Origin of the sequence: Halosimplex rarum (genome assembly GCF_047715405.1) — an archaeon.
Classification (GTDB): Archaea; Halobacteriota; Halobacteria; order Halobacteriales; family Haloarculaceae; genus Halosimplex; species Halosimplex rarum.
In genome coordinates this window covers 3,010,900-3,027,647 of sequence record NZ_CP180412.1, presented here as the reverse complement: position 1 = coordinate 3,027,647, position 16,748 = coordinate 3,010,900, and the positions used below count along the sequence as shown (strand labels likewise).

Below are 16,748 nucleotides of genomic sequence, written 5' to 3'. Positions count from 1 at the left end.
GCACTGCGACCCCGGTGGGTGGCTCCGCTCAGGACTCTTTCCTGCGCAGGACGCCGATACTCGCGAGCGCAGCGACCAGGACGACGACGCCGGCGACACCCCCGCCGAATCCGAGCGCGAGTCCGGGGAAACCGCCCGGAAGCGCCGAGAGCGGGCCGACCGCGACCGGTCCGTCGGCCGGCGAGTCGATATTCGACGACGGGTCGCCCGCCGACTTCGCGTCTCCGTCGCCGCTCGACGGGCCACCGCTCGCCGAATCACCGTCGCCGTCGTCCGCGTCGGCCTCGCTGTCGGCGCTCGCCGCGACGGACACCGACCGTTCGACGGTCGCGGTGTCGCCGTCAAAGTCCTCGACGGTGAGCGCAACGGTGTACTCGCCGGCCTCGGAGAAGACGTGTGTCGGCGCCTGCCCGTACCCGTCCGTCTCGCCGCCGAAGTCCCAGACGTAGGCGATCACGCCGCGGCCCTCGGGGTCCGTCGAGTTCGACGCATCGAATCGGACGGCCGGCTCGCCGTCGACCGTCACCTGCTCGGCGGTGAACTGCGGGACCGGCGCCTCGGTGTCGCGCGTGCAGGCGTCGCCCGTGCTGTCTCCGTTGCCGTCGGCCTGGTCGGCGTTGGCCGCCAGCGGGCAGTTGTCCGCGATGTTGACGACGCCGTCGCCGTCGACGTCGGCCGACCCGAGCCCGGCGTTCAGGTGGGCGCGGAGCGTCCACCCGACGGCGAAGTCCGAGAGCTTCTCGTACTGCTGTCTGAACCACTCCGTCTCGCGGAAGTCGTACCGGAGGTTCGACCAGTCCTCGTGACCGGTGAGTTCGGTGGTCTCGCCGTCGTCGTTCACGTCGAGCGCGACCGACCCCGCGACCCGGTCGTTGCGGTTCCAGTCGATCCCGCCCGCCCCCGGAATCACGAACCGTTGCGGCACCTCCTCGGAGCTCCCGTTGCGAACGAAGATCGATCGTTCGTCGCTCGGTCCCCCGAGACCCGCGTTCTCGGCGAGAGACTCCTCGTCGAGCGCCGGCAGCCGCTCGCGCGAGAAGTCGAGGTCGGACTCGGGACGCGCCCACGTGTCGTCGTCGACTCCGGGCAGCGAGGTGGCCCGGCCCACGTAGTTGTGGGCGTACTGGTAGTTCATCAGACTCAGGTAGTTCGGTTTGTTGTTCCTGTTCTCGTCGCCCCCGTGTCGCAGGCCGAGGTTGTGGCCGAGTTCGTGCATCGTCGTCACCGATTCGAGCCAGACGCGTTCCTCGTGGACGGTCGTGTCTTCGAGGTCGTCTCGGAGATGGGTGTAGCGCGCCCGCTCTCGCACCGCGTCGTCGGCCTTCGGCCCGCTCGCGAACGACATGATGTCGTTTCCGGGGGTCGGCGCGAGTCCGAGCGCGCCCACGGAGTTGTTGTGCGCGGCCAGCAGATAGTGATAGGCGAGCAGTCGCGCTTCGAGGCGCTTCTCGCAGTTCTCGGACTCGCGGTCCTCGGTCGTGCCGAAGTGACCGCCGTTCGTTCCGGTTCCACAGCGGTCGTCGCCGTACTTGATCGCGAAGAACTCCTCCATGTCGTACGAACCGCCGAAGTCGATCATCCGGTCCTCGGGCACGGCGTCGTCGACCTGGAAATGCACGTCGATCCCCTGTCCGCCGCCGGGGTTTTCGACCGGCGCGTCGGCGAACGCCGTTTCGATGCGGTCGAGCGACTCGGCCGTCGGCTCGTGGTCGTGAGGTGTCAGACAGGACTCGCTCCCTTCGGCGCCGCAGTCCATGTAGTCGACCTCGACGAACACGTCCTTGCGCTCCCGGTCTGCACCCATCCCGGCCAGGTCTAGATCGACGTGGCCGTCGCCGTCCACGTCGATCCCCTCGTCCTCCCAGTTGTCACAGAGCCCGTCGCCGTCGTCGTCGGTGGTGCCGTCGCCGTCAGTGTCGACGCAGCGCAGCGCTCGCACGACCCAGCCGTCGCGGGATTCGAGCGTCGACTCGTCGAGTCCCTGGGAGTCCTTGACGCCACCGCCCATCACGAAGCCGTTGTCCGTCTTCGCGATGGCGCCGAACCCGCCGACCTGATCCTCCCGCGTGAAGTTGCGTTCCCAGCGGGCCTGCCCGCTCGCGTTCACTTTGAACAGCCAGCCGTCGCCGTACGGCGGGGCGATCGTGCCCGCCGGTCGCGTCTCGGCGTTGGTGCCCGCGACGACGTAGCCGCCGGAGACCGCTACGAGGTCGTGGCCTGACTGGTAGCCCTCGCCGCCGTAGGTGGTCGTCCAGTTGATCGCGCCGTCGGTGGTTGCCTCCCCGACGAGCGCGTCGAGGTCGCCGCCGCGCTCGGTCCACCCCGCGAACGCGTAGTCGCCGTCATCGGTCGCGACGACGCTCTGGAGAACGACCGAACCCGGTCCGATAGTGCGGGACCACTCGACTGAACCGCTCGGCCCGACTTTCGCGATCGTTCCGAGGCCGTTCGGCTCGTGTCCGACCGCGACGTAGCCGTCCGAGACGGCGATCACGTCGGTGAAGCCGACCCCGGACCCCTGAAAGGCGGTCCACTGGGGTTGCGTGTCGCCCGCGCGGTACTCGGCTAGGTGCTGGCCGGCGACGACCGTTCCCACGGCTCCCGGCGCGCCGGCGCTCGCGCCGCCGATCCAGCTCGTGCAGTCGCCCGCGCCGTCGACGTTCGGACCCCCACTGGCGCTCACGCGCATGAGCATGATCGAGTAGCGGCACTCGCGCTTCCCGGTCCGCTCGGCGTAACGTGTCGTGAGCGTCTCCGTGTGGCCAGTGACGAGAAAGCCGCCCGCGCCGTCGGGCGCGATGTCGACCGCCGAGTCGTCTGGGTAGGACGTGGAACAGCTCCCTCCGTCCGGACAGACCGTCGTCTCTCCGTCGCCCCACGCCGTCTCCCACTCCAGGTCGCCGGTCAGCGAGTCGACCCGCCCGACCCACGCCTGCGTCGTCGGCGAGTCGTCCCAGGCCAGCCGGGTCTGCCCCGCGAACACGACCGACCCGTCGTCTGTCCGCTCGATGTCGGCAATCACGTCGCCGCGCTCGCTGTCGACCGTCTCGCTCCACTGCTCGACCAGCGGCGCCGGTCGCTTGTCCGCGTCGAGGGTCCGGACGGCACCCACCCTGCCGGCCGCGTTCGCCGACCCGTTCTCGCGATCCGAGGCCGCGCTCGCATCGGCCGAATCGAGGAGGGCCGACCGCGCGCCGTCGGCACTGTCGACCGTTTCCGGAGCGGCCGCTGTCGTCGTTCCCGAGACGACGACGGCGCCGACGGTCAGCGACACGACGACGAGGGCGGCGGCGACCGCCGCGACGGCACGCCGCATTTACCGGCGCTCCCGTCGCGGTCGGTTCTGCCACCCGATCCGGTCGACTCGCGGATCGACACCTCGCCAAGCTACCCCGACGCCGGTCCGGCGTCCGCCTCGACTCGCCCCGCTCTCGTGTCCTCCAACCCACACCATTGTCGTCCGCTGATACAGTGTACCCTTACAAAAATTCCGGGGCTCACTGCACTACGCCGGCGAAAATTCTCGGCTGACAACGGGCCCACGCCGTGACTTCTCCGACTACCGAATACTTTCGCCGAACGAGACGGAGCCCGTCCCCACGCTACCTGGCTGTCTCGCGGCTCAGAACTCGTCCGCTTCGTCCTCGTCGTCGTCCTGGTCGAGAATATACGCCTTCAGGTCGTCGGCGGTCACGTCGTGGCCCTGCCGGCCGAAGAACGCAGCGACGTTCTCGCAGTCCCGGTCTAAGAACTCCTCGGCGTTGGGGTGGTGGACCGTCACCGCCTGTCCGAGGTCGATGACGTATATCTCGTCGCCGTGGACGATCAGGTTGTACTCGGAGAGGTCGCCGTGGACGAGGCCGGCGCCGTGCAGGCGGCGCATGTACTCGCGGACGACCTCGTAGGCGGTCTCGGGATTCTCCAGATTCACCTCGGAGAGGCGCTTGCCGCGGCCTTCGTCGGTGCCGAGGTACTCCATGACGAGGACGTTGCGCTCGACGGCGATGGGCTCGGGCACGAGCACGCCGGCCTGTCGGGCGCGGTTGAGGTTAGCGAACTCCTTGCGGACCCACGCGAGGACGACCTTCTTCTTGTCCGACCCGATGCCCTGGAAGCGCGGGTCGCCGTCGAGATACCCCCGCATGTCGGTGAAGTCGGAGGCGTTGATGCGGTAGACCTTGACGGCGACCTCAGTGTCTTCGGGCGCCAGCGCGGTGTAGACGTTGGCCTCCTTGCCGGTGGAGATGGGGCCACCGAAGGCGGTGATGTAGTCGTCCTGGACGAGCTTGTAGAGGGCGGCGAAGGTGGCGTCGTCGAACACCGACGCCTCGACTTTGAACTGCTCGGTGTTCTTGATGCGCTCGCGGAACTCGTTGAACTCGCGGTCGCGCTGGCGAGCGATCTTGTCCGCCTCGGTGTCGTAGACGTCGACCTCTTCCCACTCGTCCCCGGGTGAATCGACGTCGTCGGTGTCGAGCAGGCGATACTCCGCCATGGTCAGCGACTCCACCGAGCGCGCGAGGAGAAATAGCGGGCGCACTCGGCGGTGGTGTGGTCCTCCATGCTACTCCTGGATGTGTCCCTCCTCTCGCAGCTGGTCGGCTTCCTGCTTCTCGTAGCGCCACGTGATGTCGCCCTTCTCGTCCTGCCAGTCCCACGGCTCGACGAGGACGACGTCGTCCTCGCGGATCCAGATGCGTTTCTGCATCTTGCCCGGGATGCGAGCCGTTCGCGTCGTCCCGTCCATGCACCGTACTTCCACTCGATTCGCTCCGAGCATCTCCGTGACGACTGCGAACACCTCGTCGTCGTCGGGCATCCGCAGGTCGGTTCGTCCCTCGTTGTCGCTCATACTCGTCCGTTGTCTCGGGAGACGTTTTAAGTTTTGCAGACTTGGAGAGCGGGAACGGGGGCAGTCCGGCCCGGAAACGGGAACTGACGCGGTGGCGCCCGCTGGAGCGCGCTTTCATGCGCGCGACGGAAGCCGCGCGAGGTCTTCGTGAACGGAGTGAACGAAGGCTCGTCAGAGCTTGCTCTGACGGTGGACGAGCATCGTCGTCCGAGAGAGCGAAGCTCTCTCGTGATCTCGAAAATCTTCGATTTTCGGCGACAGCGTAGCGAGAAGCGCAGTCGGTTGGGGAGGCGTTTGGCCGTCTGCGGTGCCGTTCTGGGTGGTCGTTGTCTCTTGGCGGGCCGAGGGCTTTCAGCGCTTGCTGTCTCCCACAGCCGATCCGTCTGTTAGCGAGCGGGTCGAAGACCGTCAACGCGTGCGATCGGTTCTGACGGCTCGAACTCAGCCGACGATCAGGTACACCATCAGGTACGCGACGGCGGCCAGGCTCACGGCTGCCAGTCCCGTCACGGCGGCCCGCCAGGTCCGGAGACGCTCGAACGAAGGCGGCGCGGCGCCGACGAACCCGACGGCGAGCACGCTGAACACGAAGTGGTAGGAGACCTCCAGGGTCGGCGCGGGCAGGGCGAGCGCCGCGCCGGCGTAGGCGACGCCCAGCACCGCGCGGCGGTCGACGTGGGAGTGGGGACGCTTCCCGGAGATGTGGAAGTAGGCGGCCAGGGCCAGCCAGACGGTCGCGAGTTCGACGCCGAACGCGCCCAGCAGGTGGAGCGTCGGGTCGGCCGAGAGGACGACCCGCTCTGCGACGAGCGTTATGTCGAAGGGGTAGAGGAACGCGGGCGGCTCGCCGGTGAGCAGGTCGCCGAAGGGGTGGGTGACCAGGCCGACGAGGGCCGCTGTCCCCACGACCCGCGGCGACACGTCTCGGCGGCGAGCGGCGACGACCAGCGCGGCCGCACCGACGACGAACACTGCGGTAACCGCGCCCGCGAGCAGGCCACTCAGCAGTGTCACGCCGGGGATAAGCGCGAGAAGCAGGCCACCACCGACTGCCCGCAAGTGTAACTCCGAACGAGCGGAGAGTGCGACGGCGACGGTCGCCACTGCGGCGACGGGGAGGGCGTGGGTGACGCCGCGGTGGACCTGGTTGCCGGCGTCCCAGAAGGATTCGACGGGGATGGGGCCGGCGCCGGGCGCCGGGGCGACGAGTCCAGCGAGGCCGTAGACGACGTCGACGTCGGGGAGCGCGGCGAAGAGGCCGGCCAGCACCGCGACGCGGAGCGCGGTCGCTCGGCTCCAGCCCAGTCGATGGGCGCCGAAGGCGGCGACCGCGAACGCGAGGCAGGCGTGGCCGACGAACATCACCCGCGTTTCGCCGCGCCCGAAGATAAGTGTCTCGCGCGACGCAGTCGCACACCCAGGTGCCGTCGACACGGGCGGATCCTCTAGCGGTGTCGAGAGTCAGTCACCCTGCGGACGGACGCCCGGCTCAGTCGTTCAGCCCGAACACCGAGCGGATCTCCGCCTCGATCTCCTCGACGTAGCGGTCGAGGATGGTCTCGACCTTCTCGTCGTCGGCGGCGAGCACGCCCGAGAGGCGGTCGGTGGGATCGTCGGGCAGTTCGACGCGGAACTCCCCCTCACCCTCGTAGAAGGGCTCGCTCTCGGCGAGGATCTGCTGGTCGATTGCGTGGATCAGCTCCGAGTCGTAGCGGTCGTTCATCGTCTCGAAGGCCTGCTTGTAGGCGCGCTGGAGCTCCGTGAAGTAGTTCGCGTACTTGTCTTCGAACTTCTCGGGGTCGAATTCGGCCATTGTCCGGACCGACGACGACCACCGACAAAAAGTCGTCCGTCTCGTGACGACGCCGGACCGGCGTGTCCGCCCCGTCGTGCGCTCGTCCAGTTCGGTACCGTCCCTTCGTCCCGACTCGTTCACTCCTCGTCGAGGCCGAAGTCGGAGTCGTCGACCGGGATCCGCATCCGGTTCTCCGGGAACGCCAGCAGATAGAGGCCGCCGCCGACGATGGCCGCGAAGACGACGCCGGCGACGACCGTCGCCGCGACCGTCACCGGAACCGACTGGCCGTTCGACGCGATCACCGCGATCACGACGCCCAGCAACACCAGCGACGCCATCACCCCGAAGACGAACCCAGCCCCGAACAGTAGCTTCCCGTCGTCGGTCAGTGCGTCCGTCGCGTCGGTGTGCATCGTTCTTCCCCGTTGGCTCCTCCCGCTTAAATATTTGCCACCCGCCCCGCGACCTCTCGGGCGGACTCTGCGTTCCCCAGCGCCCGAAGCCTGCAGTTCGCTCTAGCAGTGTCGTTTTGATATATCTGCATGTGGTTTATGATAGTGGCGATGGCACTGACGAGCGGGTCGACGAAAGCAGCTACGGGGCGGCCTACCGCCGGAGACCGCCTCAATCAGGCGCCTCGGCGATGACTCTGCGAAACGGGTGGGGTCTACGTGCGACCGGACGGCCCTATCGAGTGATCTGTCAGTGTCTGCTCTGGGAAGGCAGATACAGCATGGCGTAGGCCATGAACAACACGCCGCCGACGCCGACGACGACGAGATAGGCGATCGGGTCGACGGACGTGACCGCGCCGACGACGGAGCCGACCACCGAAACGGGGTTCGACGCCTCGACCGATGACCCGACGACCAGCGCCAGGGCCGTCGCGACGAGCACCAGGTCGAAGGCGTCCCGTTCCTCGATTACCATCGTCGGATCTCTCGCGGCCGACCCCCATAGTTGCCACGACCGCCCGTTCTCTCCGCCGACACCCCCGGGTTCAAGCCCACGAACGGGCCCTCCGCCGGCCCGAAATCCGCGACGGCCGCCCGTTGCCGAGCACCCCGCCGTGACGTCGGCGCAGGTACACTCCTCAAGGTGTGCCCTGTCGAACGGGTCGAGATAGGCGAGTCGTCCGTCGCCGCAGTGGTGGCACCGGCTGCCGCTTCGAGTCGACGTCATCGCGCGCGCAATCTCCCAATTCATCAGTCGCGCTCACCTGACACCGATTCGTGACTTCTAGTCGTATTCGTCCGAGACGGACTCTGCGGCCCGGTCGAACCGAGCGTGTCACTCGGTCAGTCCCGGCCCAAGCTCGTCGGCGGTCATTACGGTAGTCGCCGAGATGCGGGCCCGAAGTTTGACCCCGGGGTCGGCTGTGCTCGCTTCCGTTCTCACTCTGGGCCGGACCCCGTCACGATGGATGCCGGTCCGTTCGTCGCGTGGCTGTCGACCGCCGATGGTAGTCGTGACGCTCTCTGTCCGGAGAATTCTATCGGCGCGACCGTTGGTCGAGAAATTTCGACGATGATCCTCTCTGTGTCGCTATCTCTCGATCTGGACGTGATCGTAGTCCCGCTATCCTCTGAGGTTGTGAATCATATACCGCTATATGAAGTGCGTGCGAATACTTCTGATCGGTGGCGATCGTTCGACTGGGTAGACGGCCCGGTGAGCGCGAGGCGTTTCACTCCGGCCCCAGACAGCAGATTCGATAGGAAATACATCAGATCGTATTCAATATAGGACGAATTATGATACTGTGACCCTTTTGAGTTAGGCAAGAACTATTGAGGTGATCAGCGGTGCCGCAAACAGCTCTTGAGGGCCGGTATCGACAGTACGGGGCCGATAGTCGAAACAATTCTCTCGACACAACAACTGAATTGGAGAAGCGACAGATCGGGGATATGGGGGCTGTTGCATTGAATATCTATCGAACCATCCGCGATACAGCGACTCCCCCACAGAAATAACAGATTCATGTGGTATTATCCGAAGTAAAATACACCTGCCACTATATCTCGATGGAATTACTCGCCGTACCTCCGATCTCCCGTCTCCAGTCGAGCTCTGTGACTCCCGCTCCCGTCACCTCGGTCGGTTCCAGGGTGGTCTCCCCGTGATTACAACAGTACGACTGTAATCCTCTGTTTGCTCTCTACAAACGAACGGACGGTCGACACAGCCATTTCGCGCGCGCCGGCCGCGGCCACGGGGTCACTTGTAGCCGATGGCGCGCAGTCCGAGTTCGCCGAGCAGTGCGTAGCCGATCGCGCTGATACCGAGGACGCCGAGGATGCCGGCGATCGCGCCGGAGACCGCGATCGCCGCTGCGAGCATCGCGACGCCGAGGGCGACGATGAAGTTGAGGAACGAACTCCGTACCGCGACCAGCGGCCGGAGCAGCGGGTGATACTCGTCCGTACCGGAGTCCAGGCTGTCAGTCATCGTGGGCACGTCCTCAAACGCGCGATCCAGGGTTATAACGATGGCGGCCCGTCGTCGCCCGCGTCGAGCGTCGGGCCCGACCGGCCGTAGGGCATGTCGTCGCGACACCGGTAGAGCCCGTAGCCCGTCCAACCGATCATGAACAGGAGGCCGGGCAGACTCATGATTCCTACCGTCGCGCCCGGCCCGCCGGGTTCGTTGACGAACACGAGAATCGCGACGTCGAGGACCAGCGCGAGCACGCTACCGGCGAACAGCAGCGCCACGACCAGCTGATTCGCACAGACGTGCATCAGGAGCTGTTGTCGAAACGTCTCCGCCATACTGCCCCGCTGTTGCCGATCCGTAATCAGTGTTCGGTCGTCACGGTCCTGCGGGAGCGCCGCCCCCGGTCTGCGGTCGAACTGGAGCAATTCTGTGGTTGCCGGGGTCCGGACGGATCTCCGCGTGCATCGACTGCTGTTTCCGTGGAGCAAACTAGCTTCGACGACGGCCGAACGTGTTTGCAGGAATCAAACGAGGTGTGGAAACGAACGGAGGGAGTTGCCGGTCGGCGAGGCGCAATCGGGGGCCACGAGGTGGCCGGTGGCGACACTGTTAAGGGCCAGAGCCGGCGTTGTAGACCGTATGCGAACTCAGTCGCTGAACGGACAGTGGCGGTTCCGTCGATCAGATGGGGAGTCATGGTTCGACGGCGAGGTACCCGGCGGGGTCTACACGGACCTCCTGAACGACGGTGTGATCCCCGATCCGTTCGTCGCGGACAACGAACTCGACGTGCAGTGGGTGGGGACGACCGACTGGGTCTACCGCCGCACCGTCGACGTCGACGAGCGGCTCCTCGACCACGAGCGCGTCGTCCTGCGGTGTGACGGGCTCGACACGGTCGCGACCGTCCTGATCAACGGCCGGGTCGTCGGCGAGTCGGTCAACATGCACGTCGGCAACGAGTTCGACGCCGGTGCCGCGCTCGAACCGGGCGAGAACGAGGTCACCGTCCGGTTTCGCTCGCCCGTCGAGCACGGCCGAGAGCGCGCCGCCGAGTACCCCCACGAGGTGCCGTCGATCCGCTATCCCGTCGACCAGCCCGGCCGCGCGTTCGTCCGCAAGGCCCAGTGTCACTACGGCTGGGACTGGGGCCCCTGCCTGCCGACCTCTGGCATCTACCGCGACATCTCGCTCGTCGGCTACTCCGAGCCGCGGATCCGCTACGCGAAGACCGAACAGGACCACTCCGGGGAGGGGATCGACCTCACCGTCACCGTCGGCGTCGACGCGCCGACCGCGGGCACGTACGACCTGGCCGTCGAGGTAGCCGAGACCGACGTCACGGAGTCCGTCGCGCTCGACGCGGGCGAGCAGGAGGTCGAACTCGTCGTTCCCGTCGACGAGGGGGCCGTCGTGCTGTGGTGGCCCAACGGGTACGGTGACCAGCCACTTTACGACCTGTCCGTCTCTCTCGGCGAGCACACCCATACGGACCGGATCGGATTCCGCGAGGTGGACCTGGTGGTCGAACCCGACGAGGCGGGCACGTCCTTCTACTTCGAGGTCAACGGCGAACCCGTCTACGCCAAGGGGGCCAACACCATCCCGACGGCGCCGCTGTACGGCGACGTGACCGCCGAGCGCTACGAGCACCTGATCCGCAGCGCCGCCGACGCGAACATGAACATGCTCCGCGTCTGGGGCGGCGGCTACTACGAGGGCGAGCGGTTCTACGACCTGTGCGACGAGTACGGCCTGCTCGTCTGGCAGGACTTCATGTTCTCCTGCTCGCTGCACCCCGCGGACGACGCGTTCCTCGACACCGTCGAGGAGGAGGTCCGCTACCAGGTGCGCCGCCTCGCGACCCACCCCTCGATCGCCGTCTGGTGCGCCAACAACGAGAACGAGGAGGCGCTGGAGAACTGGTACGGCGACCACGAGCGCCACGAGTCCCACCGCGAGGACTACCGCGCCCTCTACGAAGAGACCGTCGAACCGGCCTGTCGCGAGGAGGACCCCTCCCGCGCCTACTGGCCCGGTTCGCCTTCGAGCGGCCCCGGCGAACTCGAACCCTACGTCTTCGAGAAGGGCGACATCCACTACTGGGACGTCTGGCACAGGGGCCAGCCCTTCGAGGACTACTACACGACGGAACCCCGCTTCGTCTCCGAGTTCGGCTACCAGTCGTTCCCGTCGCTCGACTCGCTCCGGACGGTCCTCGACCCTGGCGACTTCAACCCTACGTCGCCGATGATGGAACACCACCAGCGCAACCCCGGCGGCAACGCCACCATCCTCCGCCGGATGGCCGACTACTTCCGCATCCCCTTCGACTTCGGCGACTTCGTCTACGTCTCCCAACTGCTCCAGGCCGAAGCCATGTCGACGGCCATCGAGTACTGGCGCCGACGCAAACCGACGACGATGGGCGCGCTCTACTGGCAACTCAACGACCTCTGGCCGGTCGCCTCCTGGTCGTCCATCGAGTACGACGGCAAGTGGAAGGCCCAGCAGTACGCGGCCCGTCGACAGTTCGCCCCCGTCCTCCTCTCGTTCCATCCCGAGTTCGAGGGCCGCGACGGGGTCGACAACGCGCAGGCCGAGGACCCCGGCGACGCCGACTGGGGCGACGTGACCGCCCAGACCCTGTGGATCACCAGCGACGAGACGAGGTCGCTGACCGGAACGGTCGACCTCGACGTCGTCACCTTCGACGGCGAACTCGTCCGCGAGGAGTCGGTCGCGGTCGATATCGACGCCCACGAGAGCACTGCGCTGACCACTATCGAACGCGCGGGACTACCGGAGGACGTCGCCCCCTCGGAAGTGATGGTCCGCGCCGCGTTCGACGGCCCGAGCGAGTCTTACCCGTCGACGGCCTTCTTCGCCGACTACAAGCGACTCGCCCTGCCCGAGACGGATCTGGCCGTCGAGATCGACGGGTCCGACGTGACGATCGGCGCCGACCGGGCGGCGCTGTTCGTCGAACTCGACCCGGGCGCGCTGCCGGGCGCCTTCGCCGACAACTACGTCCACCTCGTTCCCGGCGAGGAGCGGACGCTCTCGTTCGAGGCCTACGACGACCGACGGGAGGCGCTCGTCGAGACCCACCTCGCCGACGAACTCTCGGTCCGACACCTGCGCGAGACGTACTGACGGGCAGCGAGCTATCCGATCGGTAGCACCGTCGCCGAAAACGCCGTATTCGTCTGACCGGTCAATCGCCGGCCGATCGTTTCGCGGCCGACCCTTCGTCGGCGTCCGGCAGGGGCGCGCTCTCCCAGTAGCCGTGATCGTCGTCGGCGCGGAAACAGCGGGTCCGGTGGCCGGACTCGACGGCCGTCGACGGTGGCATCTCGTCGGTGCAGACCTCGCGTGCCTCGGGACAGCGGTCGTGGAAGGGACAACCCGAGGGCGGGTTCGCGGCGTCGGGGACGTCGATCGCGCGGAGCGGCGCGTCCTCGATGCCGTGGGCGTCGCTCGCCCGCTCACCCGAGGCGAGGTCCGGCGTCGCCCACAGCAGCGCCTTCGTGTAGGGGTGCTGGGGGTTCTCGATGACCCGGTCGACGGGGCCGATCTCGACGAGCTTCCCGAGGTACATGATGCCGATGCGACCGCCGGACTTCTTGGCGACGTAGCGGGCGTTGGAGATGTCGTGCGTGATGTAGAGGTAGGCGGTATCGACGGCCTCCTGGAGTCTGAGCATCAGGTCCATCATGTTGATCCGGAGGCTCACGTCGAGCGCGCTGATGGCCTCGTCGGCGAGGATCAGGTCGGGGCTCATCAACAGCGCGCGGACGAGGGCGACTCGCTGTTGCTGGCCGCCCGACAGCTGGTGAGGATACCGGTCGGCGAAGTCGGCCGCCGGGTCCAGGCCGACGTACTCCAGGAAGCCGTAGACGTGCTCGCGCCGGTCGGTGCGGCTCATCTCTGGCTCCCAGCGGCGCAGCGGTTCGGCGAGGATCGACTCGATGCGGGAGTTCGCGTCGAGCGACGCCTCGGGGTCCTGGTGGACGATCTGGAGCGCCCGGCGGATCTCCTCGAAGTCGTGGTCGAGGTCGCCACCGCCGAGCAGGCCGCGGGCGTCCTTGGCCTCCCAGACGTCCGTCTCGCGGTACCGCACGCTCCCTTCGGTCGGTCGGTGGAGTCCGATGGCGGCCTTGCCCAGTGTCGTCTTGCCGCAGCCGGACTCGCCGACCAGCGCGACGACCTCGTTCTCGTGGATATCGAGCGAGACGCCGTCGACCGCCCTGACCGTCTCGGCGCCCTTCAGCCCGAACAGCCGGCTGTTCTCGAAGTGAACGTGCAGGTCCTCCAGGGAGACGACCACGTCGTCACTCATCGACACCACGCTCCTCGTCAGTCTCCGCCGGTCCCGGCGTCGTCGGGATCCGGACCTCCCGCCTGGCGGCGTCGGGGTAATGGCAGGCGGCGGCGTGTTCTCGGTCGAACACGTCGAGTGCGGGGGCCTCGCGAGTGCATCGCTCGTCGGCGACCGGACACCGCGGGTGGTAGGGACAGCCGCTGGGTACGTCGTTCGGGTTCGGCGTGGAGCCGGGGATCGCCGTCATCGTCGACAGCGGCGCCGAGACGTTCGGGACCGCGCTCAGCAGGGCGCGGGTGTAAGGGTGCTCGGGCTCGGTCAGCATCTGCTCGGTCGGCCCGACCTCGGCGAACTCGAAGGCGTACATGACCGCCAGCCGATCGGCTATGAGCGAGATCAGGTTCAGGTCGTGCGTGACGAACACGAGCGTCAGGTCGTACTTCTCTTTGATGTCCGAGAGCAGGGAGACGATGGCGCGCTGCATCAGGAGATCCAGCGCCGCCGTCGGCTCGTCGAGGACGACCACCTCCGGGTCGAGGACGACCCCGAGCGCGATGAGCACCCGCTGTTTCATCCCGCCCGACAGCTCGTGCGGGTAGGAGGGCAGCACCTGTTCGGGATTCAGGTAGAGGTCGCGGCAGATCTCGTGGGCGCGCTCCAGCCCCTCGCGCTCGTCGACGCCGTGGGCGGCGAAGGTTTCGAGGAAGTGCTGGCGGACGGTCATCGTCGGGTTGAACGCGCTCCCCGCCGACTGGACGACGAACGCCATCTCCTGCCAGCGGACGCCCGCTTTGAGTTCCGACTCGCTCATGTCCGTCACGGTGAGCGGCTCGCCGTTCTCGGGGTAGTAGGTGACCTCGCCGCCGACGCGGCCGGGCTCGACGACGGCGTTCAGCAGCGACGAGGCGAACATCGACTTGCCCGACCCGGACTCGCCGACGACGCCGAGCGTCTCGCCCCTGTAGACGTCGAAGTCCACCCCGTCGAGGACGCGCGACTCGCCCGCGTCCATGTCGAAGGTGACCGATACGTCCCTGACCTCGAAGACGACGTCTCCCGCCGGTCGCTCCGCTGACTCGGCAACTGTCATGCGCCGGGGTTCTCTATCCTGATATAAAAATTTACGCTCGGGCCGGCAGTCGGGCGTCGTCGATACCGCCGGGATCCCGGAGGTGGTTCGGAACGTGGCCGCCGAAAAACATAAACGGGATACTTGCGACGGCGAACACATGGCGTCGAGTTACTTCCTCAAGCGGACAGCCCACGCCGTCCTGGTGTTCGCCATCGTCACGTCGCTGGCGTTCGCCATCTTCCGGCTGATGCCGTTCGGCCCGGTCGAGATGGTCCGGCTCCGGCTCATGCAGCAGATGAGCACCTCGGGGTCGTTCAGTCAGGCCGAGCTCGACCGGATCAACACGATGGTCGAGACGTACACGAACATCAACCCGGACCGACCGATCCCGCTCGCCTACGTCGACTACCTCGAACAGGTGATCGTCCACCAGGACCTGGGGCGGTCGTTTCACTTCAGCAAGCCCGTGACGGAGGTCCTGGCCACGCGGATGCAGTGGTCCATCTTCATCAGCGTCTACGGCATCGCGCTGGGGCGGACGACCTCGCTCCTGCTCGGGGCGGGCATGGCCTACAAGGAGGGCGGCCGCTTCGACAAGGTGCTGACCGGCTTCTCCATCCTCAACCGGACGGTCCCGTTCTACATCGTCGGCATCGTCGTCCTGATCGTCTTCTCGTTCAACCTCGGCTGGTTCCCCTCGGGCGGCCTCTACGACCGCGCCTACACGCCGGGGCTCAACGTCGACTTCATGGTCAGCATCGTCAGGCACGCCACGCTCCCGGTGTTCGCCTCGTTCATCGCCGGGTTCGGCGGCGCGCTCGCCTACCGGGGCAACTGCATCCGGGAGCTCGGCAAGGGGTACATCCGGGTGGGCCACCTGCGCGGCATCAGCGACGCGCGTATCGCCATCCGCTACGTCGGGCGCAACTCCCTGCTGCCCATCTACACGAGCCTGACGCTCGCCATCGCGACGGTGTTCTCGTCCTCGATCATCCTGGAGACGATCTTCGGCTACCCCGCGATGGGCTACGTGACCTACGAGGCCCTGCTCAACCGCGACTACCCGCTGTTGATGGGCTCGTTCATGTTCTTCACGGCCATCACGCTCCTGGGCATCCTCCTCGCGGACCTGACCTACGGGATCATCGACCCGCGCGTCAAGGGGGGTGGCGACCGTGAGGCCTTCTGAGGCCGATTCGGAACTCCGCTCTGACGGAGGAACCGCCGAGGAGGACCTGTTTTCCCCCGACACGTCGGTCCAGCGGGAGTCGCTGGCCGACAGGATCGGTCACGGGATCCGGGAGCACGTTATCGCGCCGCTGCAGATCGTCGCCGAGGACCCTCGCGGCGTCGTCGGCATCTCGATTTTGGCGGCGTTCACCCTCCTCGGGACCGTCGGCGTCGTGGTCTACCCGCAGCCGACGACGATGGAGGCGCCGATCTTCGCGCCGCCGTTCCAGTCGCTTGCGTACCCGCTGGGGACGGGCGTACTCGGCCAGCAGATCGACCGCCAGATCGTCCACGCGACGCCGGCGATGCTGAAGATGATCCTCTCGGGGGCGCTGCTGTCGATGGTCCTCGGGACGGCCATCGGGACGGTCGCCGGCTACAAGTCGGGCCGGTGGGACTACGTCCTGATGCTGTTCTCCGACACCGTGATGACGGTCCCGGCGCTGGCGCTGGTGGTCGTCCTCGTGGCCGTCTACGTGCCCGAGGACCCCTACGTCGTCGGGCTCATCCTCGGGATCAACAACTGGCCGGGGCTGGCCCGCACGGTCCGCTCGGAGGTGCTCTCGATCCGCGAGAACGACGTCGTCGAGGCGGCCCGCGTGATGGGGCTCTCCGACGCGCGGATCGTCCGGAAGTACGTCGTCCGGAACCTGATGCCGTACATATCGATCAACTTCGCCAACAGCTCGCGGCGCATCATCTTCGAGGCCGTCGGCCTGTACTTCCTCGGCCTGCTCCCCACCTCGACGCAGAACTGGGGCATCATGATGCAAGAGGCGTACAACAACTCCGACCTGACCGCCGTCTCGCAGCTCCACTGGCTCGTGTTCCCCATGCTGACCATCGTCCTCCTCGTCCTCGGACTCATCCTGACCGCGCAGTCGCTCGACCGCCTCTGGAACGTCCGCCTGCGAGCCCGCCAGCTCGGCGACGGCGAGGAGACCACCGTCGACGCCGACTGACCGCGGTCCCGCCGATCAGCTGAATATCATATTTGTTCCAAAACTATTTTGTAGTGGCGATGAATTGACAC

The 16,748-nt window shown here is 66.9% G+C and carries 14 protein-coding genes; 3 read left to right on the top strand and 11 right to left on the bottom strand.

What is annotated here, in order from left to right; all coding sequences use genetic code 11:
- Positions 1 to 28: 28 nt before the first annotated feature.
- The 9 genes from ACMGFH_RS14530 to ACMGFH_RS14490 form a co-directional block, all read right to left on the bottom strand.
- Complete coding sequence (locus ACMGFH_RS14530) at positions 29 to 3,316, bottom strand: PKD domain-containing protein (protein WP_415379162.1); 3,288 nt, start codon at positions 3,314 to 3,316, stop codon at positions 29 to 31.
- A gap of 306 nt (positions 3,317 to 3,622) precedes the next feature.
- Positions 3,623 to 4,495, bottom strand: a complete 873-nt coding sequence (gene rio1, locus ACMGFH_RS14525) for a serine/threonine-protein kinase Rio1 (protein WP_415379161.1) — start codon at positions 4,493 to 4,495, stop codon at positions 3,623 to 3,625.
- 69 nt (positions 4,496 to 4,564) lie between these two features.
- Positions 4,565 to 4,852: a translation initiation factor eIF-1A gene (gene eif1A / locus ACMGFH_RS14520; protein ID WP_274322323.1), complete on the bottom strand. Its 288-nt coding sequence runs from the start codon at positions 4,850 to 4,852 to the stop codon at positions 4,565 to 4,567.
- A 441-nt stretch (positions 4,853 to 5,293) separates the two neighbouring features.
- Positions 5,294 to 6,214: a metal-dependent hydrolase gene (locus ACMGFH_RS14515; protein ID WP_415379160.1), complete on the bottom strand. Its 921-nt coding sequence runs from the start codon at positions 6,212 to 6,214 to the stop codon at positions 5,294 to 5,296.
- 127 nt (positions 6,215 to 6,341) lie between these two features.
- A complete protein-coding gene (locus tag ACMGFH_RS14510; RefSeq protein WP_415379159.1) occupies positions 6,342 to 6,665 on the bottom strand; it encodes a DUF5783 family protein in 324 nt (107 codons plus the stop codon).
- A 119-nt stretch (positions 6,666 to 6,784) separates the two neighbouring features.
- Complete coding sequence (locus ACMGFH_RS14505; RefSeq protein WP_415379158.1) at positions 6,785 to 7,063, bottom strand: hypothetical protein; 279 nt, start codon at positions 7,061 to 7,063, stop codon at positions 6,785 to 6,787.
- A 289-nt stretch (positions 7,064 to 7,352) separates the two neighbouring features.
- A complete protein-coding gene (locus tag ACMGFH_RS14500) occupies positions 7,353 to 7,580 on the bottom strand; it encodes a hypothetical protein (protein WP_415379157.1) in 228 nt (75 codons plus the stop codon).
- Positions 7,581 to 8,870: 1,290 nt separating this feature from the next.
- A complete protein-coding gene (locus tag ACMGFH_RS14495) occupies positions 8,871 to 9,101 on the bottom strand; it encodes a hypothetical protein (RefSeq protein WP_415379156.1) in 231 nt (76 codons plus the stop codon).
- A 32-nt stretch (positions 9,102 to 9,133) separates the two neighbouring features.
- Complete coding sequence (locus ACMGFH_RS14490; RefSeq protein WP_415379155.1) at positions 9,134 to 9,424, bottom strand: hypothetical protein; 291 nt, start codon at positions 9,422 to 9,424, stop codon at positions 9,134 to 9,136.
- Between the two features lie 304 nt (positions 9,425 to 9,728).
- Between ACMGFH_RS14490 and ACMGFH_RS14485 the strand changes: the two genes are divergently transcribed.
- Complete coding sequence (locus ACMGFH_RS14485; RefSeq protein ID WP_415379154.1) at positions 9,729 to 12,245, top strand: beta-mannosidase; 2,517 nt, start codon at positions 9,729 to 9,731, stop codon at positions 12,243 to 12,245.
- A gap of 61 nt (positions 12,246 to 12,306) precedes the next feature.
- Here ACMGFH_RS14485 and ACMGFH_RS14480 read toward each other — a convergent pair whose 3' ends face one another.
- Together ACMGFH_RS14480 and ACMGFH_RS14475 are read right to left on the bottom strand one after the other, a co-directional pair.
- Positions 12,307 to 13,431 carry an ABC transporter ATP-binding protein gene (locus tag ACMGFH_RS14480; protein ID WP_415379153.1) on the bottom strand — a complete coding sequence of 375 codons (1,125 nt, stop codon included), beginning with the start codon at positions 13,429 to 13,431 and terminating at the stop codon, positions 12,307 to 12,309.
- A complete protein-coding gene (locus ACMGFH_RS14475) occupies positions 13,424 to 14,503 on the bottom strand; it encodes an ABC transporter ATP-binding protein (RefSeq protein ID WP_415379152.1) in 1,080 nt (359 codons plus the stop codon). Before ACMGFH_RS14475 ends, ACMGFH_RS14480 begins: the two co-directional genes overlap by 8 nt.
- Before the next feature lie 139 nt (positions 14,504 to 14,642).
- Here ACMGFH_RS14475 and ACMGFH_RS14470 point away from each other — a divergent pair, with 139 nt between their 5' ends.
- Together ACMGFH_RS14470 and ACMGFH_RS14465 are read left to right on the top strand one after the other, a co-directional pair.
- Entirely contained in the window at positions 14,643 to 15,674 is a 1,032-nt protein-coding gene (locus ACMGFH_RS14470; RefSeq protein ID WP_415379151.1) for an ABC transporter permease, read from the top strand.
- Complete coding sequence (locus ACMGFH_RS14465) at positions 15,661 to 16,677, top strand: ABC transporter permease (RefSeq protein WP_415379150.1); 1,017 nt, start codon at positions 15,661 to 15,663, stop codon at positions 16,675 to 16,677. The genes ACMGFH_RS14470 and ACMGFH_RS14465 overlap by 14 nt, the downstream gene beginning before the upstream one ends.
- Positions 16,678 to 16,748 lie beyond the last annotated feature (71 nt).